Source organism: Shimia sp. (assembly GCF_049116215.1).
In the GTDB taxonomy this organism is placed as follows: Bacteria; Pseudomonadota; Alphaproteobacteria; order Rhodobacterales; family Rhodobacteraceae; genus Shimia.
The window spans coordinates 1,150,600-1,169,862 of the sequence record NZ_JAGDZB010000001.1; the positions used below are offsets into that span (position 1 = coordinate 1,150,600).

A 19,263-nucleotide genomic window follows, 5' to 3' on the forward strand; every position below is an offset into this window, starting at 1 on the left:
GGCCAGAACCAACCATTCCGGGGCGGGGAGGCCCCGGCAATCAACATCGGACTAACCATGGGAGGAAAACCCCGATGAAAACTAAATTTGCAACGATGGCCGTAGCGGCCGTGATGACAGCAGCCCCAGCAATGGCGGACCTTGTGTTCCCATCTCTGAGCTACCGCACCGGTCCTTACGCAGCAGGCGGCATCCCGTTTGCAGACGGCTATGCCGATTATTTCACCTTGCTCAACGAGCGTGATGGCGGCATCGGCGGCGTACCAACCCGCCTGCTGGAATGTGAAACTGGCTACAACACCGAAAAAGGTGTGGAATGCTACGAATCCACCAAGGGCGAAGGCGCGCTGGTGTATCAACCGCTGTCCACCGGCATCACCTATCAGCTGATCCCAAAAACCACGGCTGACAACATCCCGATGCACACCATGGGCTACGGTCGTACCTCTGCTGCAAACGGCAAAGTGTTCAGCCACACCTTCAACTACCCAGGCACATACTGGAACGGTGCATCCGGTGCGGTGAACTACCTGCTGGCTGAAAACGGCGGCGACCTGAAAGGCCACAAAATTGCGCTGGTCTATCACAACTCTGCTTACGGCAAAGAGCCAATCCGCACGCTCGAAGAGCTGCAGAAGAAGCACGGTTTTGAACTGAGCCTTATGCCTGTTGACCACCCTGGTCAGGAGCAGAAGTCCCAGTGGCTGCAGATCCGTCGTGAAAAGCCAGACACCGTTCTGATGTGGGGCTGGGGCGTGATGAACCAGGTTGCCATTCAGGAAGCCGCCAACATCCGCTTCCCAATGGAAAACTTCATTGGCATCTGGTGGTCCGGTGCGGAACATGACGTTCTGTCCGCAGGCGCCAAAGCCAACGGCTACAAAGCGCTGACCTTCCACAATGTGGGCCGCGACTTCCCAATCTTTGACGACATCCAGAAACATGTTGTGGATACCGGCAAAGCAGCGGGCGCAGGCGATCAGATCGGCAACGTTCTCTATAACCGTGGTATGTACGCAGCGATGCTCGCAGCCGAAGCGGCCAAAACTGCTCAGGAAATCCACGGTGTAGCCGACATCAACGCCGGCCAGATGCGCGATGGTATGGAAGCTCTGTCCATCACCGAAGAAAAGATGACTGCGCTGGGTATGCCAAACTTTGGTCCTTCCTTTGACGTGTCCTGTGAAAACCACGGTGGCCCAGGCCTCGTTGGTGTGACCCAGTGGGATGCGGACAGCCAGACTTGGTCCCTGATCTCTGAGTTTGCGGAAACCGACCAGGAAGTGATTGGCGCGCTGATCGCGGAAGATTCTAACGCCTATGCTTCTGAAAACAACATTGAAATGGGCTGTAAGTAAGCCTGTTTGAATCCTTGTCTCGGCCGGGCGCACCGGCCGGGACACCCTAGAACGTGAGATGAAAGACAACGCACATGCTTGACGCTGGTCGCACCCAAGAGACCCTTTTGGAGGTCAACAACATCGAGGTGATCTACAACCACGTGATCCTCGTGCTCAAAGGCGTGAGCCTTGCGGTTCCCAAAGGCGGTATCACCGCCTTGCTGGGCGGCAACGGCGCTGGCAAAACCACCACGCTGAAGGCCATCTCCAACCTGCTGCACTCTGAGCGCGGCGAGGTGACCAAAGGCTCCATCACCTATCGTGGCGAGCCCATTGCTGAATTGGACCCGGCGTCGCTGGTGAAAAAGGGCGTGATCCAGGTGATGGAAGGCCGTCACTGTTTTGAACACCTGACCGTTGAGGAAAACCTGCTGACCGGGGCCTATACCCGCAGCGGTGGCGACGTCGCTGCTGACCTCGAAATGGTCTACAACTATTTCCCGCGTCTCAAAGAACGTCGCAAATCTCAGGCGGGCTACACCTCCGGTGGTGAGCAACAGATGGTTGCGATTGGCCGCGCGCTGATGAGTAAGCCGGAATGCATTCTGCTCGATGAACCCTCCATGGGGCTGGCGCCGCAGCTGGTCGAAGAGATCTTCAACATCGTGAAAGATCTGAACGAGAAAGAAGGCAACACCTTCCTGCTTGCGGAGCAGAACACCAACGTCGCCCTGCGCTTTGCGCATTACGGCTATATTCTGGAAAGCGGCCGCGTGGTGATGGATGGCCCCGCAGATGAGCTGCGCGAAAACCCGGATGTAAAAGAATTCTACCTCGGCATGAGCGATGACGGACGGAAATCCTTCCGTGATGTGCGCTCCTATCGCCGTCGTAAGCGTTGGCTGAGCTAAGGCGCAGCTGACCGTCGGCGCGCTTCTCTGCGTGCCACCCGCCCAAACGTATCGGGCAAAATACCCCACCGCGCCCCCAAAACTGGCGGGCGCACAGGAAGACTTTGGCCGCTTGGTGCGGCTTTGGACCACAAAGGATGGCATCACATGAGCCGCTTTTTTGACGATTTGGAAACCCGCAGCGCCGATCAACGCGCCGCTGATCTGGCCGCCGCTTTGCCGGCACAGATCGCACGGGCCAAACAATTACCGGGTTTTGCGGCCTCTCTGGCAGACACTGCCCCAGCCAAAGTGACCTCGGTGGAAGCTCTGGCGTCGCTGCCGGTTCTGCGCAAATCCGAACTGGGTGCGGCACAGAAGGCCAGCGGTCCGCTTGGCGGCTTTGCCGACTTGAGCAATCCCAATATCGCGCATGTGTTCCAATCCCCTGGCCCGATCTATGAACCCGGCGGAAACACCTCTGACTGGTTCCGCTTTGGCCGTGTGTTGCACGCGGTGGGCATCGGTGCGGATGATATCGTGCAGAACTGCTTCAGCTACCATCTGACCCCGGCTGGCATGATGTTTGAAAGCGGTGCGCGCGCCGTCGGTGCAAAAGTGCTGCCAGCGGGTGTGGGCCAGACAGAAATGCAGGTCCGCGCTGCGGCTGACATCGGCACCACCGCCTACGCAGGCACGCCGGATTACCTCAAAATCATCCTCGATAAGGCCGAGGAGATGGGCGAAAAACTCAAGATCACCAAAGCCACCGTCGGCGGCGGCGCGCTGTTCCCAAGCTTGCGTCAGGAATACGCTGATCGCGGCATTACCTGCCTGCAAGGCTATGGCACCGCAGACCTTGGTTCCATCGCTTACGAATCTGAAGCGATGGAAGGCATGATCATCGACGAAGGTGTGATTGTGGAAATCGTTACGCCCGGCACCGGCACCCCTGTGGCGCCGGGTGAGGTGGGCGAAGTGGTGGTGACCACGCTCAACCCTGATTATCCGCTTATTCGTTTTGCCACTGGCGACCTCTCCGCCATCCTCCCTGGGCAAAGCCCGTGCGGGCGGACCAACATGCGCATCAAAGGTTGGATGGGCCGTGCCGATCAAACCGCCAAGATCAAAGGCATGTTTGTCCGCCCCGAGCAGGTGGCAGCGCTTGTGGCGAAACATGATGAGGTCACCAAGGCCCGCGTCATTGCAACCCGCGCAGGCGAGATGGATGTGATGACCGTCCAAATCGAAAGCCCCGGCGGTGATGAGGCCGCTTACGGCGCGTCCGTAGCAGACGCGCTGAAGCTCAAAGGCAAGATCGAGATTGTTGCGCCGGGCAGCCTGCCCAAAGACGGCATCGTGATCGAAGACCAGCGCAAATACGATTAAACCCCTCTTCCCCTGAGCCCGGCGCCAGAAATGGCGCTTCGGCTACGCCCGTCGCTTGCGGCGGGCTTTTTCTTTTGGGGCAAGTCTTTGCCCTCAGGTCGGGTTGCGATTGCCCTTAAAATACCCAATCAACAGCTTCCCCATCATCCTCTCCAGCGTTTCCTGCGCGGCGTCTTCGCCGACAATCTCCGCCACGGCCGCATGATGCGCGGCCACCGACACCTGCATCGCTTCGTCTTGGGCAATCTCTGCAGCCGATTTTCCACGCAAGTAGTCAAACAACAGCGCCATTTCGCTGCCAAACCCGGGTGCCATAGCTTGGGTCAGCGCCTGTATCTGCGTTTCCTGTGAGGTCCCGCTTGCCTGCGGCACGGCGACAGATTTCATCACCTCTTTGGTGCTTGCCAGAAACAGAGCCTCCTTGGTGGGGAAATAGTGATACAGCGCCGATTTGGACACGCCCAGATGCGTGGCCACCTTGCGCATGCTCACACCGCCATAGCCATGCTCGGAAAAATAGGACGCGGCGCGCAACGCCAAATCGGCGCGATGGGCTTCATGGTCTACGATCTTCGGCATTTATTTCGTCCACTTGGTCTAAAAACTATTTGACACGACTCACCCCTCAGGTCTAGGAGGAAATTGTTTTCGTCCAATTGGTCTAAAAAGATGCTTCCATCGCGCACTCTGCCCCTCGTCCGTCAAGAAGTCCTGCTGGCCTGCGCCGTGTCGGCCGGCATTCTTTGCAAGATCGCGGACGGGTGTCGCGCAATAGTCTGTCTGTTTTGAAAGGTCCTTCAATGTCATCTTCCGCAACCACTGGCGGGGTCGACCGCGCCCATGACCGCTCCATTGCACCCAAGCTAATCTTTGCCGCCCTGCACGGCGGGATCGTAGTCCTGTGCCTTTGGCTGGCCTTTGCAATGGAGTGGGTAGACCCAGCCCGCGCCAAACTATTGGCAGGCTGCGCGGTGCTTTATTTCCTGCGCCACCTGATCACGCTTTTTGTCCTGCTCAAACGCAAGGTGGAACTCTCAGAAGCCTTGGGATTGTCCGCTTTTACGGCCGTATTCGAAATCGGCTTCTTGCTTCTAGGCGCGGGTATCCTGAGTGACACCGCCGTGCCCTTCGGCAGCATGGATATGTTGGCGCTGGGACTGATTGCTTTTGGCTCTTACCTCAATACCGGTTCAGAGCTGCAACGCATGATCTGGAAGAGGCGCCCGGAGAGCAAAGGCCGCTGTTACACAGGTGGAATGTTCAAACATTCCATGCATATCAACTACTTCGGCGATATGGTGTTGTTCACCGGTTGGGCTTTGCTCACAGCCTCCTGGCTGGCCCTTGTGATCCCACTATTGATGACCGTTGGTTTTGTCTTCTTCCACATTCCGGGCTTGGACGCCTACCTGTCCCAACGCTACGGTGCCGAGTTTGACACCTACGCTGCCAAAACCGCCAAACTGATCCCCTTCGTGTACTAATCCCCCTCGCAAACCTCGAGCCATGCACTATCTTGGCGGGAACACGATACGTGAGGACCCGCCATGGACGCACAAACCATCAAAACCCGCGAAATGCGCGCGCTTTCCATCGCTATGGCAGGCAGCCTGTTTATGGGCGGGGCAGGGGTCTTGGCCGCGATCCTGTCCAATTCCACCGCCATCATGATGGACGGGCTGTTCTCCCTGATTGCTTTCACCTCGGCCTTCATTGGCCGCAAGATCAGCCAGAATGTGGACGCCGCCCCGGATCGTTTTCGTCCGCTGGGCTATGCCGCAGATGAAGCGGTGTTTGTCACCTTCCGTTCGCTGTCACTGATTGGCCTGATCCTGTTTGCCTGTGGTTCTGCGGTGATGAATATCCTGAACTACATTCAGGGCGAGGCGATTCCGACGCTCAACTACGAACCCATGTTGATCTACTTCGTGGTGATCAGCGCCACCTGTTTTGGTCTCTGGGCGATGCACCGCCACACGTGGAAGAAAACCGGCGAAGTCAGCGAAATCCTCAAGCTGGAAAGCAAGGCCGCCGCGATTGACGGCTTTATGACGGTCGCCACTGCCTTGGGCCTCGGCATGATCTATGCCTTTGGCGATAGCTTTCTCGCGCCCATCGCCCCAATTGGCGACAGCATCGTGGTCTTCTTCCTCTGTCTGGTCGCCGTGCGTCAAGTTCTGCGCGATCTCGGTGGCGGCATGGGCGAGCTGCTTGGCGTCACCGCCCAGCCAGAGATTATTGCCAAAGCCCGTCGCGCTCTGCGCGCCTCCGTCGCCGATCTGCCGGGCGAGTTCACCGACATGTCCGTGGTCAAACTTGGCCGTACCTACACCGTCAGCGTCTACTACAACCCCAAGCAGGCGGTCACACCGGAGCAGGTCGATGACCTCAACCTCACCATGATTGCCGATGTGCGCAAAGTGTTGCCCGGTGCCGATGTGCTGCTCTGTATTTCGCAATATCCGCGCCGTTGGCCAGAAGGCATGGGCTAACGCATCGCGCGCCCTTTCAGGATCGCGTCAGAGCCAAAGCGCTCGCGAATGGCATCGGTGGCGCGCTCCGCCTTGGCCCGCTGGACCGCCTGCGGGTCCAGCAAATCGCCCGACAGGTCCGCCTGTGTCGCTGGCACCAGATCCGCCAGTCCAACGCCGATCAGCCGATACGGCCCTTCATGCCCCACCTGATCAAACAAGCTTCGCGCCGTGCGATAGAGCGTGTCCGCCATCTGCGTCGCATCCCGCAGGCTCACCCGGCGGCTGATCGTGGAAAAATTCGCCCGTTTGAGTTTCAGCGTCACCACACGACCCGCCAAATCCTTGGCCTTGGCGCGATCGCTGACCTTCTCTGCCAAGCGCCACAAATGCCCATCCAAGATATCCGCGCTGGCGGTGTCCTCAAAAAACGTGGTCTCGTTGCTGATGCTCTTCATCGGCGCATGGGCGGACACTTTGCGCCGGTCTTGTCCGCGCGCCAGATGCCAAAGCCGATAGCCCGTGTTGCCAAACCGCGCGATCAGGTCTTCCTGATCCCAGCGCAACAGGTCAGTGAACGTCCGAATACCCGCCCGCTCCAGACTCTCCTGCGCCACCGGCCCAATGCCCCAGATCATCCGCACCGGTTTATCTCGTAGAAAGCCATCGGTCTCCGCTTTGCCAATCACCGAAAACCCGCGCGGCTTGTCCAAATCACTCGCGACTTTGGCCAGGAACTTATTGTGCGACAGCCCCACCGATCCGGTCACGCCCAGCTCGTCTTTCATGCGCTTGGTCAGCCGCGCCAACATCACTGCAGGTGGCGCGCCATGCAGCTTGGCGGTGCCGGTCATGTCCAGAAACGCCTCGTCCAGCGACAGCGGCTCAATCACCGGGGTCATCTCGTCCATCATCGCCCGGATGGCGCGGCTGACCTCCACATAAGCCTCCATTCGTGGTTTGATCACCGCCGCGTCGGGGCAGAGCTTCAGCGCTTGAAACATCGGCATCGCAGAGCGCACCCCACGAATACGCGCCACATAACAGGCGGTGGACACCACCCCGCGCTTGCCGCCGCCAATAATCACCGGTTTGTCGATCAACTCCGGGTTATCGCGCTTCTCAACACTTGCATAAAACGCATCGCAATCCATATGCGCGATAGACAGCTCAAAAAGCTCCGGATGCGCGGTCACACGCAAGCTGCCACACTCTGGACATCTTTTTGTGGTTTCCAATTCGTTAAGACAATCGCGGCATACTGCTGGCATCGGACTACTTCATGTGGAGATGGCAATGACTATAGCATTCCCTAATTTCCCTGACAGGGCTTATCGCGGCGCCAAGCTGATTGTGTTTGTCGGAGACAAGCTGGTGTCGGTGCTGCGTGATGACATCGCCACCATTCCCTGGCCGGATTACTGGGATTTTCCGGGTGGCGGTCGCGAAGGCGATGAGGCCGCGCTGACATGCGCTTTGCGTGAAACCGAAGAAGAGATTGGTCTGACCCTATCAGAACATGACGTGATCTGGGCCCGCCGTTATCAGCGGCAGGATCACTTTACGTGGTTCTTTGCGGCGCAACTGCCGGCGGAGATGGAACAGCACATTGTGCTTGGCGATGAAGGTCAACGCATCAAATTGATGTCGCCTCGTGAGTATCTCACCCACGCTAAAGGCATCCCGCATTTCCAGACACGTCTCGCCGATTTCCTCGCCGACACGCATCCGGACAATCCGCAGAATTTCATGCTGCCCATGTCCGCCTGCGCTTAAAGCGCGGCCAGCTCGCCCACAATTGCCTGTGCGGCTTGGCGCGGATCTTCCGCAGTCCAAACCGGGCGACCCACAACGATGTGGTCGGCGCCGTCTTTGATTGCGCTCGCTGGCGTTGCCACCCGTTTCTGATCCCCCAGCGCAGCGCCGGTTGGGCGCACCCCCGGAGTCACAATCAAACGACCCTCAGCTTCTGGCAATGCCCGGATCATCGCCGCCTCTTGAGGGGAGGCAATCACACCATCCGCACCGGCTTCAAATGCTTTGCCCGCGCGCTCGGTTACCAGATCAGGAATGGCCCCGTCTTTGATCAGACAATTGTCCAGATCGCCGCGATCCAGCGAGGTCAGCACGGTCACGCCAAGAATTTTCAGATTGCTGCCCGCCGCGCCTTGTTTCGCGGCTGCCACCACATGGGGATCGCCATGCACGGTCAGGAAATCGAGGTCAAACTGCGCCAAACCACGCACGGCCGCCTCAACGGTGGCACCAATATCAAACAGCTTCATGTCGAGGAAAATGCGCTTGCCCTGTTCCTGCTTCAGTTCGTTGGCCAGCGCCAATCCGCCGCCGGTTAGCATACCCAGGCCAATTTTGTAGAAACTCACCGCATCCCCAATCTGTCCGACAAGCTCCTGGCCGTGCAGGATGTTAGGGACGTCGAGGGCTACAATCAGACGGTCATCAGCGGTCATGGCGGTATCTCCGGGCTATCTAGGGGCAAAGCAAACGTCTGCCTTCTAGCGCCGTGCGCCCTGTGCTGCAAGGCTTAGCGGTTGCCGTAGATCCATTCCATATCGGGCTTTTCGGTGCAGTAGTAATGCACCCAGATGTAAACATGCTGAAACGCGGCCACGACCAAGGCGTTCCAACTGTCACACAGCAGGGCAATGCCCCACAGTCCGAGAAAGATCGGTCCGTACATGGCGTTGGAGGTGTATTTGAAGATGCCATCTGTGACCAAGGGCAGGGCGGCAATCTCTTCGCGGAAATGATCGCCTCCCACGGCGCGGCGGATGGTGAAATAGGTCAACACCGAATGCATACCGTAAATCGCAACAGCCACAAAGAGCAGCCCCAGCCCAATATTGAGCCACTGCGGCGTGCCAATGGGTATATCGTCCGCCAAGCCCGTGATCAGGATTGTGATCGGTCGTGCCGCCAAAAGCGGCAGAAACATCCGTGTCCAAATGGCAAGATCCGCGTCGCCATGTAGCCGCGTGACCAGATTGCGGTGCAGTTCTGCACGAAAGATAAAGGCCACTATCACTTGGTGCAGGATTGCGAGGCCGATGCTGGTAACGGCCCAGGCCTGCGCCGTGAGCCCCAGAAACCGCTGCCCATCGGGTGCGGCTATCAACAGGACGGTGGCGCCAAGCCACAAAAACACAATCAGCCCCAAATGTTGGGGCTGACCTTCAAGCATGTCACGCCACGTGGAGCGCATGCGGATATCTTCTAACCTGGCCATGGGGGCAGTCTGTCCAAAGACCGCCTTGCTGTCCAGTTACCCCTCGCTGGGATAAACACCCGGCGCAAAGGACAGCTCTTCGCGGCCCGCGCGGATTTCTGGCATGCGGCTCAGCTGGCGCAACGCTTCTTTGATCAACGCCAAACGGCCCGCGCCTTTGGGGCGCTCTTCTTCCGCAGGCACGGCGCAATGCAGGCGCACATCGCGGGAGGCGTCGCTGAGGCTGACCACAGCGGACAGCTCGCCCAAGGTCTGGCGGTAAGTTGGGTTTGAAATCTGAATCTCGGTCACATGCATGGTGCGGCCCTTTCTTGTCTGCTCTAGGAGCACTGTGATTCCGAAATAGGGCGAAATTTGTCTCAAATTAGGGGAATTTTCGCACCATTTTCGCACTGACCTGTGCAACCCTTGCAAAGCACTCGATTTTCCAGCCGTGACATCTTGATTCATTTCGCGCTGTTGCCCACATCATGCTTGAGGCCCACAATCGGGGCGTGCCGCAAAGCGGGCGCCACATCTGAACCGGGCGCTTATTAGAAGGAGAGATAGCCATGGACTTGAGCAAGTTCACGGAACGGTCCCGCGGTTTTATTCAGGCTGCGCAGACCATTGCGATGCGGGAAAACCACCAGCGTCTGGTGCCCGAACACATTCTAAAAGCATTGATGGACGATGATCAGGGGCTAGCCGCCAATCTGATCACCCGTACTGGCGGCGCGCCACAAATGGTACGCGCTGCGGTCGACACGGCGGTTGATAAACTGCCGCAAGTGTCCGGCGACACAGGTCAGCCCTACATGGACAACAAGACCGCCAAAGTTCTGGCGGAGGCCGAAGCGCTGGCCAAGAAGGCGGGCGACAGCTTTGTGCCGGTCGAACGTATCCTGATGGCACTGGTGATGGTGAAATCCAAAGCCAAAGACGCGCTGGATGGCGGCAACGTCACCGCTCAATCGCTCAACACAGCCATCAATGACATCCGCAAGGGCCGCACCGCAGATAGCGCCTCTGCCGAGGATGGCTATGACGCACTCAAGAAATACGCGCAGGACCTGACCGAACGTGCCAGCGAAGGCAAGATTGACCCGATCATTGGCCGGGACGATGAAATCCGCCGCGCGATGCAGGTTCTGAGCCGTCGCACTAAAAACAACCCCGTTCTGATCGGGGAGCCAGGCGTGGGTAAAACTGCGATTGCCGAAGGCATGGCGCTGCGCATTGTGAACGGCGACGTACCGGAATCCCTGCGCAACAAGAAGCTTCTGGCGCTCGACATAGGTGCGCTGATCGCGGGCGCAAAATACCGTGGTGAGTTTGAGGAACGTCTCAAGGCGGTTCTGACCGAAGTCACCGAGGCCGCTGGCGAAATCATCCTCTTTGTTGACGAGATGCACACGCTTGTCGGCGCGGGCAAATCTGAGGGCGCGATGGATGCGGCCAACCTGATCAAGCCTGCGCTGGCCCGCGGTGAGCTGCACTGCATTGGCGCGACTACACTGGATGAATACCGCAAATACGTGGAGAAAGACGCGGCCCTGGCCCGTCGCTTCCAGCCTGTTGTGGTCGAAGAGCCCACTGTGGAAGACACCATTTCCATCCTGCGCGGCATCAAAGAGAAGTATGAACTGCACCACGGTGTGCGCATCTCCGACGCAGCGCTGGTTGCGGCCTCTACGCTCAGCCACCGCTACATCACCGACCGTTTCCTGCCGGACAAGGCCATCGACCTCGTGGACGAGGCCGCCTCCCGCCTGCGCATGGAGGTGGACAGCAAACCCGAGGAGCTTGACGCGCTCGACCGCCAGATCCTGCAATTGCAGATCGAGGAAGAGGCGCTCAAGCTTGAGGATGACGCGGCCTCCAAGGACCGCCTGGAAACCTTGCAAAAGGACTTGGCTGATCTGCAGGACCGCTCCGCTGAGATGACCGCAAAATGGCAGGCGGGCCGGGACAAGCTGGCCGGTGCGCGCGACATCAAAGAAGCGCTGGATCAGGCCCGTGCTGACCTCGACATTGCCAAGCGCGCAGGCAACCTGGCCCGTGCGGGGGAGCTGTCCTACGGCGTGATCCCGGACTTGGAGAAAAAGCTCGACGAGGCCGAGAGCGCCGAAGGCGAGGTGACCGTCGAAGAGGCCGTGCGCCCGGAACAGATCGCGCAAGTGGTCGAGCGTTGGACCGGCATCCCGACCTCCAAGATGCTCGAAGGTGAGCGCGAAAAGCTCCTGCGAATGGAGGATGACCTGCACCGCCGCGTCATCGGCCAGCACTCTGCCGTGACCGCGCTCTCCAACGCCGTGCGACGTGCCCGCGCTGGGCTCAATGATGAGAACCGCCCGCTTGGGTCGTTCCTCTTCCTGGGGCCAACCGGCGTCGGGAAAACCGAGCTGACCAAGGCTGTGGCCGAGTTCCTGTTTGACGACGACAACGCCATGGTGCGCATCGACATGTCTGAGTTCATGGAGAAACACGCGGTCGCCCGTTTGATCGGTGCGCCTCCCGGCTATGTGGGCTATGACGAAGGTGGTGTGCTTACCGAAGCCGTGCGGCGTCGCCCCTATCAGGTGGTGCTGTTTGACGAGGTCGAAAAGGCCCATCCGGATGTGTTCAACGTGCTCCTGCAGGTGCTCGATGACGGCGTGTTAACCGACGGCCAGGGCCGCACGGTGGACTTCAAGCAAACGCTGATCATCCTGACCTCCAACCTTGGGGCGCAGGCGCTCAGCCAGTTGCCAGAAGGCGCGGATGCTGCGGATGCCCGTCGCGATGTCATGGACGCCGTGCGCGCCCACTTCCGACCGGAGTTCCTCAACCGTCTGGATGAGACCATCATCTTTGACCGTCTGGCGCGGCAAGACATGGACGGCATCGTCGACATTCAACTCGCTCGCCTGAAAAAGCGCCTCGCCGGTCGCAAAATCGGTCTGGAGCTGGATGACGGTGCCAAGAAGTGGCTAGCCGATGAGGGCTATGATCCGGTCTTTGGGGCGCGCCCCCTAAAGCGCGTAATGCAACGCGCGCTGCAGAACCCGCTAGCTGAGGCTCTGCTGGCTGGCGACATCAAAGACGGCGACACCGTGCCGGTCAGCGCCGGGGCCGAAGGTCTCTTGATAGGAGATCGGGTGGGCAGCAGCGACAACCCAAAACCGGATGACGCCGTCGTGCATTAAGCCGTGTCATAGTACAAAGAGGGCGGAGAAAATCTCCGCCCTTTCAAGTACCGGAATGAGCAAAAATCGGCCTTGGCTCATTATGTTAATACTTGAAGCGCAAGCCCACGCCGATACCCTGGTCAAATGTGCGATCTTTGCTCAGCCCAACCAACACATCCCCATAGAGGGCCACGCCGTCACTGAGATTTTTGCCCAGCTGTACCTCTGCCGAGGCTGGCCATGTGTCGTTTTCCCAATTGTAGGGAAGCTTTAGATCGGCCTTGATCCACCATGTGTCAGCAAAAGGTTGTAAAGCAATCAGGCGCGCGGAGGTTTGGCTTATATCTGTGCTGCCATTGTAGGACGCAAAGTGCTGAACCAGCGGAATTAGTGTTAGGCCCGTGTTTAAATTGGCAAAAGCGACCCCTGCGAAAGGAGCCAATTGATCGGCGCCGGGGCCAATTCCGGTGCCCGCCTCACCGAGGTCATAGATCCACTCCAGTCCCACCGCCGTGCGCATCCCCCAAGTCTCACTGAGTTTTCTCTCGTTTGGAAAGTAAATCGCTTTGACGCCAACTTTTTCAAAACTGGTTTCGCGGGATCCTGACGCGTTTGTTGAATTGTAGTGCAATTCATATTTCAGTTTTAGATCTGGGCGCAGCATGTAGGCGCCGTCGATGTAGGCATCCTGTTTGTCTGCTCCCTTTCCCAGATCAAGAGATTTGAATCGCACGTCTGTGTTGTTGACAGCTGCAAGTGGATTAGACGCGTTTTCTTGGGCAGTCAGGCTTTGGCAGCAAAGGAGCATCAAAGCCTGTACACCTAACCGGTTCGCCCAAAGTGTCGCATTCCGTGCTGTCATGGAGCCACCTGAAATCTGGAAGAGTTGGTTGGGACGCCTGTGTTTATTGTATGCTAGTCTGCCACTCTGTGTCTTGCAAAGTAAAGGATGCATGTGAAGGAACAGCCATCGGGCCCGGGTGAGTCCTCATTTGATCTACGAAGTCACACAACGGCGATAATCAAAAACTCGATTGGGGGCCTTTTGCATAAACTTGCACCACTTCTTGTCCTGTTTGATTGTGACGGCGTGTTGGTTGATAGCGAAACCATCACCAATCGCATCATTCAGGAAAACCTCGCTACACGCTTGCTTTCGTTGCCATCGGAGAAAATCGCCCCCTTTTTGTGGGTGGCACCATGGCTGGCGTGCACGACACGGCGCAGAGCGGTTGGAACAGTGATGATCTGCCGGACTACGAAGCCCAACTTGTGCGCACCTTGTCGCTCGATTTGCGTGAAATAGTGGAAAGCTACACGGCGCTGTATGCGATGAGTGACTTTATCACAGGCATGACCGACCGGTACGCGCTTGAAGCAGCGCGCATGGTCTCTGGTATTGCTTAGGGCGCAAGCTCTTCATTTTGGATGACAAATCCTACCAAATACGTGACTTGCCCTTCTTTCTTGGACGCTCCACTTTAAGTCCAGCGAGCCAGAAGGGAGCCAGTCATGGAAAGCACAATGGAAACAGCCTTTGATGTGGTGGAGTTCCTCGGTCTGACGTTTGTGCTGATCTTCGCGCTCTTGGTGGTGATCGCCCTTGTTCTCTTTGTCATCGATCGTAGGCAGACCGAGGATGCCATCCGGCGCAACTACCCGGTCATTGGTCGCTTCCGCCATATCTTCTCCGAGCTGGGCGAGTTCTTCCGTCAGTATTTCTTTGCCATGGATCGCGAGGAATTGCCGTTTAACCGCGCCCAACGCGAATGGGTTGGCCGGGCAGGGGCAGGCAAGTCCAACACCATTGCGTTTGGCTCCACCCGCAATCTCAACGTGCCCGGCACGCCGATTTTTGTGAATGACCCGTTCCCGCCGCTGGACGATGAATATGCCAAATCTGAGCCTCTTCTGATTGGCCCCACCGCCCGCACGCCCTATCTGGCGCCATCTTTCTTCAACATCTCCGGCATGAGCTACGGCGCCCTGTCCAAACCCGCCATTCAGGCGCTCAGCCACGGCGCGGCGCAGGCAGGTATTTGGCTCAACACCGGCGAAGGCGGTGTGAGCCCGTTTCACTACGAAGGCGGCTGTGATCTGGTCTATCAGATTGGCACTGCCAAATTTGGTGTGCGCAATGCCGAAGGTGGGCTGGACGACGCCAAGCTGCGTGAAATCGCCAGCCATGACAGCATCCGCATGTTTGAAGTGAAAATGGCCCAAGGCGCCAAACCCGGCAAAGGCGGCATCCTTCCGGGTGAAAAGGTCACCGAAGAAATTGCCAAAATCCGCGGGCTCGCAATGGGCCAGGATGGCATCTCCCCCAACCGCCACCGCGAGATTGACAACTTTGACCATCTCCTGGATTTCCTCGCCCACATCCGCGAGGTCACCGGCAAGCCGGTGGGCATCAAAACTGTGGTTGGTGCGGAACTCACCATGCGCGAGTTCTTTGAAACCATCGCCCGGCGTGGGGCTGACATGGCGCCGGATTTTATCACCATCGATGGCGGCGAAGGTGGCACCGGGGCAGCCCCGATGCCGCTGATGGATCTGGTGGGCATGCCTGTGCGCGAGGCGTTGCCTTTGGTGGCTGATCTGCGCGATGAATTTGAATTGCACAACCGCGTCCGTCTGATCGCCTCGGGCAAGCTGGTCAATCCCGGCGACATCGCTTGGGCACTTGCCGCAGGCGCGGACTTTGTAGTGTCGGCGCGGGGCTTCATGTTTGCGCTGGGCTGCATTCAGGCGCTCAAGTGCAACAAAAACACCTGCCCGACTGGCATCACCACCCACGACCCGCGTTTCCAAAAAGGACTGGTAGTGGATCGCAAGGCCCCTCGCGTCGCCCGATACGCGCAGGCCTTGGTGAAAGAGGTTGAAGTGATTTCCCACTCAGTAGGCGTGAGTGAACCCCGCAAACTGCGCCGCCGCCACGTGCGACTGGTGCAATCCAACGGCCGCTCGGTGCCAATGAACGAGGTCTTCCCCCGCCCCGGTGCCATGTAGCCCCCTGCTTTCACAGTCTTCAAATATCCCGGGGGTGTGGGGGCTGGCCCCCACCTCTACCGCCCCCACGCGGGCCAAACGTTACAATCTCCCCACACCATCGTGACCATGCTTGTGTGGCGTGTGTCCCAACTCCTGCGCTATCACTCTCTCAACGCAATAGGAGAGACACCACATGGCGCACCGCTGGACCAATGATCTCACACAGGGCGACGTGACCCCGAAGTCCGCCTATCTGACCCGCCGTCAGGTCATGGCCGGCATGGCAGGTCTCGGCCTCGCAGCCCTTGCCCCCAAAGCAAACGCCGCCGCCGATCTCACCGCGACAGATTTTGATGTCATCACCCAGTATAATAACTTCTATGAGTTCGGCACCGGCAAAGAAGACCCTGCCAAACACGCCCACCGCCTGACCACCAAACCGTGGTCCATCAAGATCGACGGTATGGTCGACCGCCCCGGTGACTACGCGCTTGGCGATATCCTTTCCAAAATGACCATTGAGGAGCGCATTTATCGCTTCCGCTGTGTCGAAGCTTGGTCGATGGTGGTGCCGTGGAACGGCTTTGAGTTAAAAGACCTGCTGGACCTCGCCGGCGTGCAGTCCTCCGCCAAATATGTGGCGTTTGAGACGCTCTACCGGCCTGATGAGATGATTGGGCAGAAGTCGCCGTTCCTCGATTGGCCTTATGTCGAAGGCCTGCGCTTGGATGAGGCCAACCACCCGCTGACTCTGATGGCGACGGGTATCTACGGCAAAGACATGCCCAAACAAAACGGTGCACCGATCCGTCTGGTAGTGCCGTGGAAATACGGTTTCAAATCGATCAAATCCATCGTGCGCATCACGCTGACCGACAAAGAGCCGCCCACCAGTTGGAACAAATCCATCCCCGGCGAATACGGCTTCTATTCCAACGTGAACCCGGAGGTGGATCACCCGCGCTGGTCCCAAGCCTCCGAGCGTCCCATCGGCGGCGGTTTCTTTGCCAAACGCATCCCAACCTTGAAATTCAACGGCTATGAGAAAGAGGTCGCCAGCCTTTACGCAGGCATGGACCTGCGCAAAAACTACTAAGACCATGCGCGCAGCCATTCTCACCTCCACTCTGACTTGCCCCACTTGTGGGCATGTTCAGGCGTTTGAGATGCCCACCGACGCCTGTCAGTTCTTTTTGGAGTGTCCGGGTTGTAGCGTGGTGCTGCGCCCCAAGGCTAGGGATTGCTGCGTCTTTTGTTCTTATGGCGACGTGCCCTGCCCGCCAATTCAACAGGGCGAAAGCTGCTGCAAAGGCTGACGATGATCGACACCCTCAACACCTTCGTGCGTAAAACGCCAAACTGGCTGCTCTATCTGATTGGGGCGGCTTATCCGGCATGGCTGCTTCATGCCGGTTTCACCGGCGGCCTGGGCGTTGATCCCGTAAAAGCCATGGAGCACGCGCTGGGTAAAGTTGGCCTTCAGGTGTTGATCGCGGTCCTGCTGATCACCCCCTTGCGCCGGTTCACAAAGCTCAACTTCCTGAGCTGGCGCCGGGCGCTGGGCGTGATCGCCTTTTTCTACATCCTGTTGCACTTTATGGTGTGGATGGTGCTGGACGTGCAGATCCTCAGCCAGGTCAAAGCCGACCTTATCAAACGCCCCTACATCATTGTCGGCATGATCTCCTTGATGATCCTGTTGCCGCTGGCCCTCACCTCAAACAACCTGTCGATCCGCAAGCTTGGCCCGCGCTGGCGTAAATTACACAAGCTGACCTATCTCGCCGTGGCGCTGGGCGGTGTGCATTACATCATGCAGACCAAAGGTTTTGAATACGAGCCCTACATCTACCTTTTGGTGGTGCTTGGCTTGATTGCGATCCGCAAGCTGCCGAAGAAACGCGCCGCGCAACCGGCCAAACGTCAGGTCGCCTAGCGGTCAGGTCGCCGAGAGGGCGGCGTCCTCAGTCATTGCGACAGCCTTGCCCAACCCCAAGGTCACAATGGGCGCGTAATCGCTCAGTGTCTTCGCGGGTCCATCCCTCCGGCGCCGTGACCTCCGCCCAAGGCGAAATGTAATCCCGGGCATAATAAGCATGGCCATGACCGGGCGGCGCGCCAAACGACAGCGCCATATCCAGCGCCAATTGGAACTGTGTGACGATGGGAATAAACACCAAGTTGTGCGAAACATCTTCGGCTGGCGGCTCATTCATCCACGGCGGTGCGCGCCACAGGGATCGGGGGTCATAAAACACAATCGGATCGCTGGAATATTGCAAAAACGCAATCCGCATGCGTCCCCAGGGTCCATGCGCTTCCGAGGCATCGTGAAAGTGGTTGGCATAGCGCACCAAAGATCCGGTTCCCAGTTCCGGCAAAACCCAGGGGCTGTCTGAATTGCGCGCATTTTGGGTGATCTGCCAGAAGCGTGACGGAAACGGCGGCCCTGCCCAAAACGCGCCATTGATGGGGTCATCAAGCAGCCGGAACAGATTGGTGGCATACATCGACGACCAAGCCCCAAGGCTTAACCCATGGGCATAGAGCCGGGGGCGCGTGTCCTTGGGCAAAGTCTCCCAATACTCATGCACCACTTCCAAAAGGGCTGTGGCCTGATCCAACCCGGTGCGGGTTTCCAGGATCAACGCCAGGGGCGACTGCAAATAGGAGTACTGCACACTCACCGTGGCAATGTCGCCGTTGTGCATATACTCCACCGGATCATGAGATCCCGGATCCATCCAGCCGGTGCCGGTTGGGCTGGTGACAATCAGCACTTCGCGCTCAAAGGCATTGACGCGGATCAGTTCCGCCAAGGCCAGTTCCGCGCGTTCCCGCGGGGTCTCGCCATTGGCGCGCCCGACATAAACGCGCAGCGGCTCTTGTGCGGGTTTGCCGGTGAAGGCGGAGATCGCTGTTGCATTGGGGCCGGTGAGTACAAAGTCCCGTCCAGGTTGCCCCATGGCGGCCCAATCAATCAACGACGCGGTGGAGCCAGACTGATGCGCATGGGGCGGCAGGGGCGGGGCCACATCAAACAATTCCTGAGCGGTCTCGTAACTCTGATCCAGCGACGCCACGACCCGATCAAAAATCCCGTCCCGCGTCACCACAAATAAAAGGGCCGCCACCGTGAGCACGCCGAATACGTTTGCCCGACGCGGCGGCATGATGCGGTAGAAACTGGACCGTACCCAATGGAACAGCATCGCCACAAAAGCCCCCACTGCATAAAGCGACAGAAAGGTGAGTGTGGTCAGCATTGTCAGCTTAAGCAGGTGACGCCCCTCTACGACGTCCATGCCCATTTTGCCGCGCAGCTCGTTTTGCCATTCCAGACTGTAGATCAGGATCCAGAGGGTCAATGCGACCACACAGAGGGAGAGCAGCCCGTCAAAGACCTTGCCAACACGTCCCGCAAGACGCGGCAAATCGGCGGCCTGCCAGGTCAGACTTACGGACTCCCCAAGCAAATACCCAATCGCAATGAGCACGCCCCCTAAGATGCCCTGCTCAGTAGCCCCCCGTGGGATGAGTGAGGGTGTCATGGATGCGGCAAAGAACGACAGCCCAAGCAGAAAGCTGCGAAGCGAGAAGTGGAAGATCAATCGGCGCCGCCAGGTCACTGTGTGTTCCTTTAAGTCGGGGTTCGTGGGCAGACTAATGGCTCTGTGATCAAACAAAAGCCTCTTAAGGGGGAAGAGTCCAAATTGATCGATTACTATACACCTGCCTTCAAGGCGTTGCCGTTCGTTGTCCGTCCGCAGTGTTCACTGTTCTGAA

General features: G+C 58.3%; 19 protein-coding genes. 12 read left to right on the forward strand and 7 right to left on the reverse strand.

Annotated features, from left to right (window positions below):
• Positions 1 to 74 precede the first annotated feature (74 nt).
• From JXR15_RS05435 to JXR15_RS05445, 3 genes are all read left to right on the forward strand, one after another.
• Positions 75 to 1,358, forward strand: coding sequence for an ABC transporter substrate-binding protein (locus tag JXR15_RS05435; RefSeq protein ID WP_422052200.1), 1,284 nt, complete (start codon positions 75 to 77; stop codon positions 1,356 to 1,358).
• A 74-nt stretch (positions 1,359 to 1,432) separates the two neighbouring features.
• The gene (locus JXR15_RS05440) at positions 1,433 to 2,251 is read left to right on the forward strand and encodes an ABC transporter ATP-binding protein (RefSeq protein ID WP_299421140.1); all 819 of its coding nucleotides are present in this window, start codon (positions 1,433 to 1,435) and stop codon (positions 2,249 to 2,251) included.
• Between the two features lie 147 nt (positions 2,252 to 2,398).
• Complete coding sequence (locus tag JXR15_RS05445; protein WP_422052201.1) at positions 2,399 to 3,619, forward strand: phenylacetate--CoA ligase family protein; 1,221 nt, start codon at positions 2,399 to 2,401, stop codon at positions 3,617 to 3,619.
• 93 nt (positions 3,620 to 3,712) lie between these two features.
• On the opposite strand, the gene JXR15_RS05450 is transcribed toward JXR15_RS05445, so the two are convergent.
• Positions 3,713 to 4,198 (reverse strand): TetR/AcrR family transcriptional regulator, encoded by a 486-nt coding sequence (locus tag JXR15_RS05450; protein ID WP_422052202.1) that lies wholly within the window; start codon positions 4,196 to 4,198, stop codon positions 3,713 to 3,715.
• Positions 4,199 to 4,419: 221 nt separating this feature from the next.
• On the opposite strand from JXR15_RS05450, the gene JXR15_RS05455 reads away from it, so the two are divergent.
• Entirely contained in the window at positions 4,420 to 5,103 is a 684-nt protein-coding gene (locus tag JXR15_RS05455) for a DUF1295 domain-containing protein (RefSeq protein WP_422052203.1), read from the forward strand.
• A gap of 63 nt (positions 5,104 to 5,166) precedes the next feature.
• Positions 5,167 to 6,111, forward strand: a complete 945-nt coding sequence (locus JXR15_RS05460; protein ID WP_422052204.1) for a cation transporter — start codon at positions 5,167 to 5,169, stop codon at positions 6,109 to 6,111.
• Here JXR15_RS05460 and JXR15_RS05465 read toward each other — a convergent pair.
• Positions 6,108 to 7,361 carry a DNA polymerase IV gene (locus JXR15_RS05465; protein ID WP_422052205.1) on the reverse strand — a complete coding sequence of 418 codons (1,254 nt, stop codon included), beginning with the start codon at positions 7,359 to 7,361 and terminating at the stop codon, positions 6,108 to 6,110. The two genes, JXR15_RS05460 and JXR15_RS05465, sit on opposite strands and share 4 nt — an antisense overlap.
• Positions 7,362 to 7,386: 25 nt before the next feature.
• On the opposite strand from JXR15_RS05465, the gene JXR15_RS05470 reads away from it, so the two are divergent.
• Positions 7,387 to 7,866: an NUDIX hydrolase gene (locus tag JXR15_RS05470; RefSeq protein ID WP_422052206.1), complete on the forward strand. Its 480-nt coding sequence runs from the start codon at positions 7,387 to 7,389 to the stop codon at positions 7,864 to 7,866.
• On the opposite strand, the gene pyrF is transcribed toward JXR15_RS05470, so the two are convergent.
• The 3 genes from pyrF to JXR15_RS05485 all read right to left on the reverse strand — a co-directional run bounded on the left by pyrF (position 7,863) and on the right by JXR15_RS05485 (position 9,634).
• Positions 7,863 to 8,561: an orotidine-5'-phosphate decarboxylase gene (gene pyrF, locus JXR15_RS05475; RefSeq protein WP_422052207.1), complete on the reverse strand. Its 699-nt coding sequence runs from the start codon at positions 8,559 to 8,561 to the stop codon at positions 7,863 to 7,865. The genes JXR15_RS05470 and pyrF overlap by 4 nt on opposite strands.
• A gap of 74 nt (positions 8,562 to 8,635) precedes the next feature.
• On the reverse strand, positions 8,636 to 9,337 hold the full coding sequence (locus JXR15_RS05480) for a methyltransferase (protein WP_422052208.1): 702 nt from the start codon (positions 9,335 to 9,337) through the stop codon (positions 8,636 to 8,638).
• A gap of 36 nt (positions 9,338 to 9,373) precedes the next feature.
• Entirely contained in the window at positions 9,374 to 9,634 is a 261-nt protein-coding gene (locus JXR15_RS05485) for a hypothetical protein (RefSeq protein ID WP_422052209.1), read from the reverse strand.
• 254 nt (positions 9,635 to 9,888) lie between these two features.
• On the opposite strand from JXR15_RS05485, the gene clpB reads away from it, so the two are divergent.
• Complete coding sequence (clpB, locus tag JXR15_RS05490) at positions 9,889 to 12,504, forward strand: ATP-dependent chaperone ClpB (protein ID WP_422052210.1); 2,616 nt, start codon at positions 9,889 to 9,891, stop codon at positions 12,502 to 12,504.
• An 85-nt stretch (positions 12,505 to 12,589) separates the two neighbouring features.
• Here clpB and JXR15_RS05495 read toward each other — a convergent pair whose 3' ends face one another.
• Complete coding sequence (locus JXR15_RS05495; protein ID WP_422052211.1) at positions 12,590 to 13,441, reverse strand: hypothetical protein; 852 nt, start codon at positions 13,439 to 13,441, stop codon at positions 12,590 to 12,592.
• 245 nt (positions 13,442 to 13,686) lie between these two features.
• On the opposite strand from JXR15_RS05495, the gene JXR15_RS05500 reads away from it, so the two are divergent.
• From JXR15_RS05500 to msrQ, 5 genes are all read left to right on the forward strand, one after another.
• Complete coding sequence (locus JXR15_RS05500; RefSeq protein ID WP_422052212.1) at positions 13,687 to 13,893, forward strand: hypothetical protein; 207 nt, start codon at positions 13,687 to 13,689, stop codon at positions 13,891 to 13,893.
• Positions 13,894 to 13,998: 105 nt separating this feature from the next.
• Entirely contained in the window at positions 13,999 to 15,495 is a 1,497-nt protein-coding gene (locus tag JXR15_RS05505) for an FMN-binding glutamate synthase family protein (protein ID WP_422052213.1), read from the forward strand.
• 175 nt (positions 15,496 to 15,670) lie between these two features.
• Positions 15,671 to 16,573 (forward strand): protein-methionine-sulfoxide reductase catalytic subunit MsrP, encoded by a 903-nt coding sequence (msrP, locus tag JXR15_RS05510; RefSeq protein ID WP_422052214.1) that lies wholly within the window; start codon positions 15,671 to 15,673, stop codon positions 16,571 to 16,573.
• Between the two features lie 4 nt (positions 16,574 to 16,577).
• Entirely contained in the window at positions 16,578 to 16,793 is a 216-nt protein-coding gene (locus JXR15_RS05515) for a GDCCVxC domain-containing (seleno)protein (protein ID WP_422052215.1), read from the forward strand.
• Between the two features lie 2 nt (positions 16,794 to 16,795).
• On the forward strand, positions 16,796 to 17,413 hold the full coding sequence (msrQ, locus tag JXR15_RS05520; RefSeq protein ID WP_422052216.1) for a protein-methionine-sulfoxide reductase heme-binding subunit MsrQ: 618 nt from the start codon (positions 16,796 to 16,798) through the stop codon (positions 17,411 to 17,413).
• 28 nt (positions 17,414 to 17,441) lie between these two features.
• Here the strand turns inward: msrQ and JXR15_RS05525 are convergent, their stop codons facing one another.
• The gene (locus JXR15_RS05525) at positions 17,442 to 19,106 is read right to left on the reverse strand and encodes an alpha/beta hydrolase (RefSeq protein WP_422052217.1); all 1,665 of its coding nucleotides are present in this window, start codon (positions 19,104 to 19,106) and stop codon (positions 17,442 to 17,444) included.
• Positions 19,107 to 19,263 lie beyond the last annotated feature (157 nt).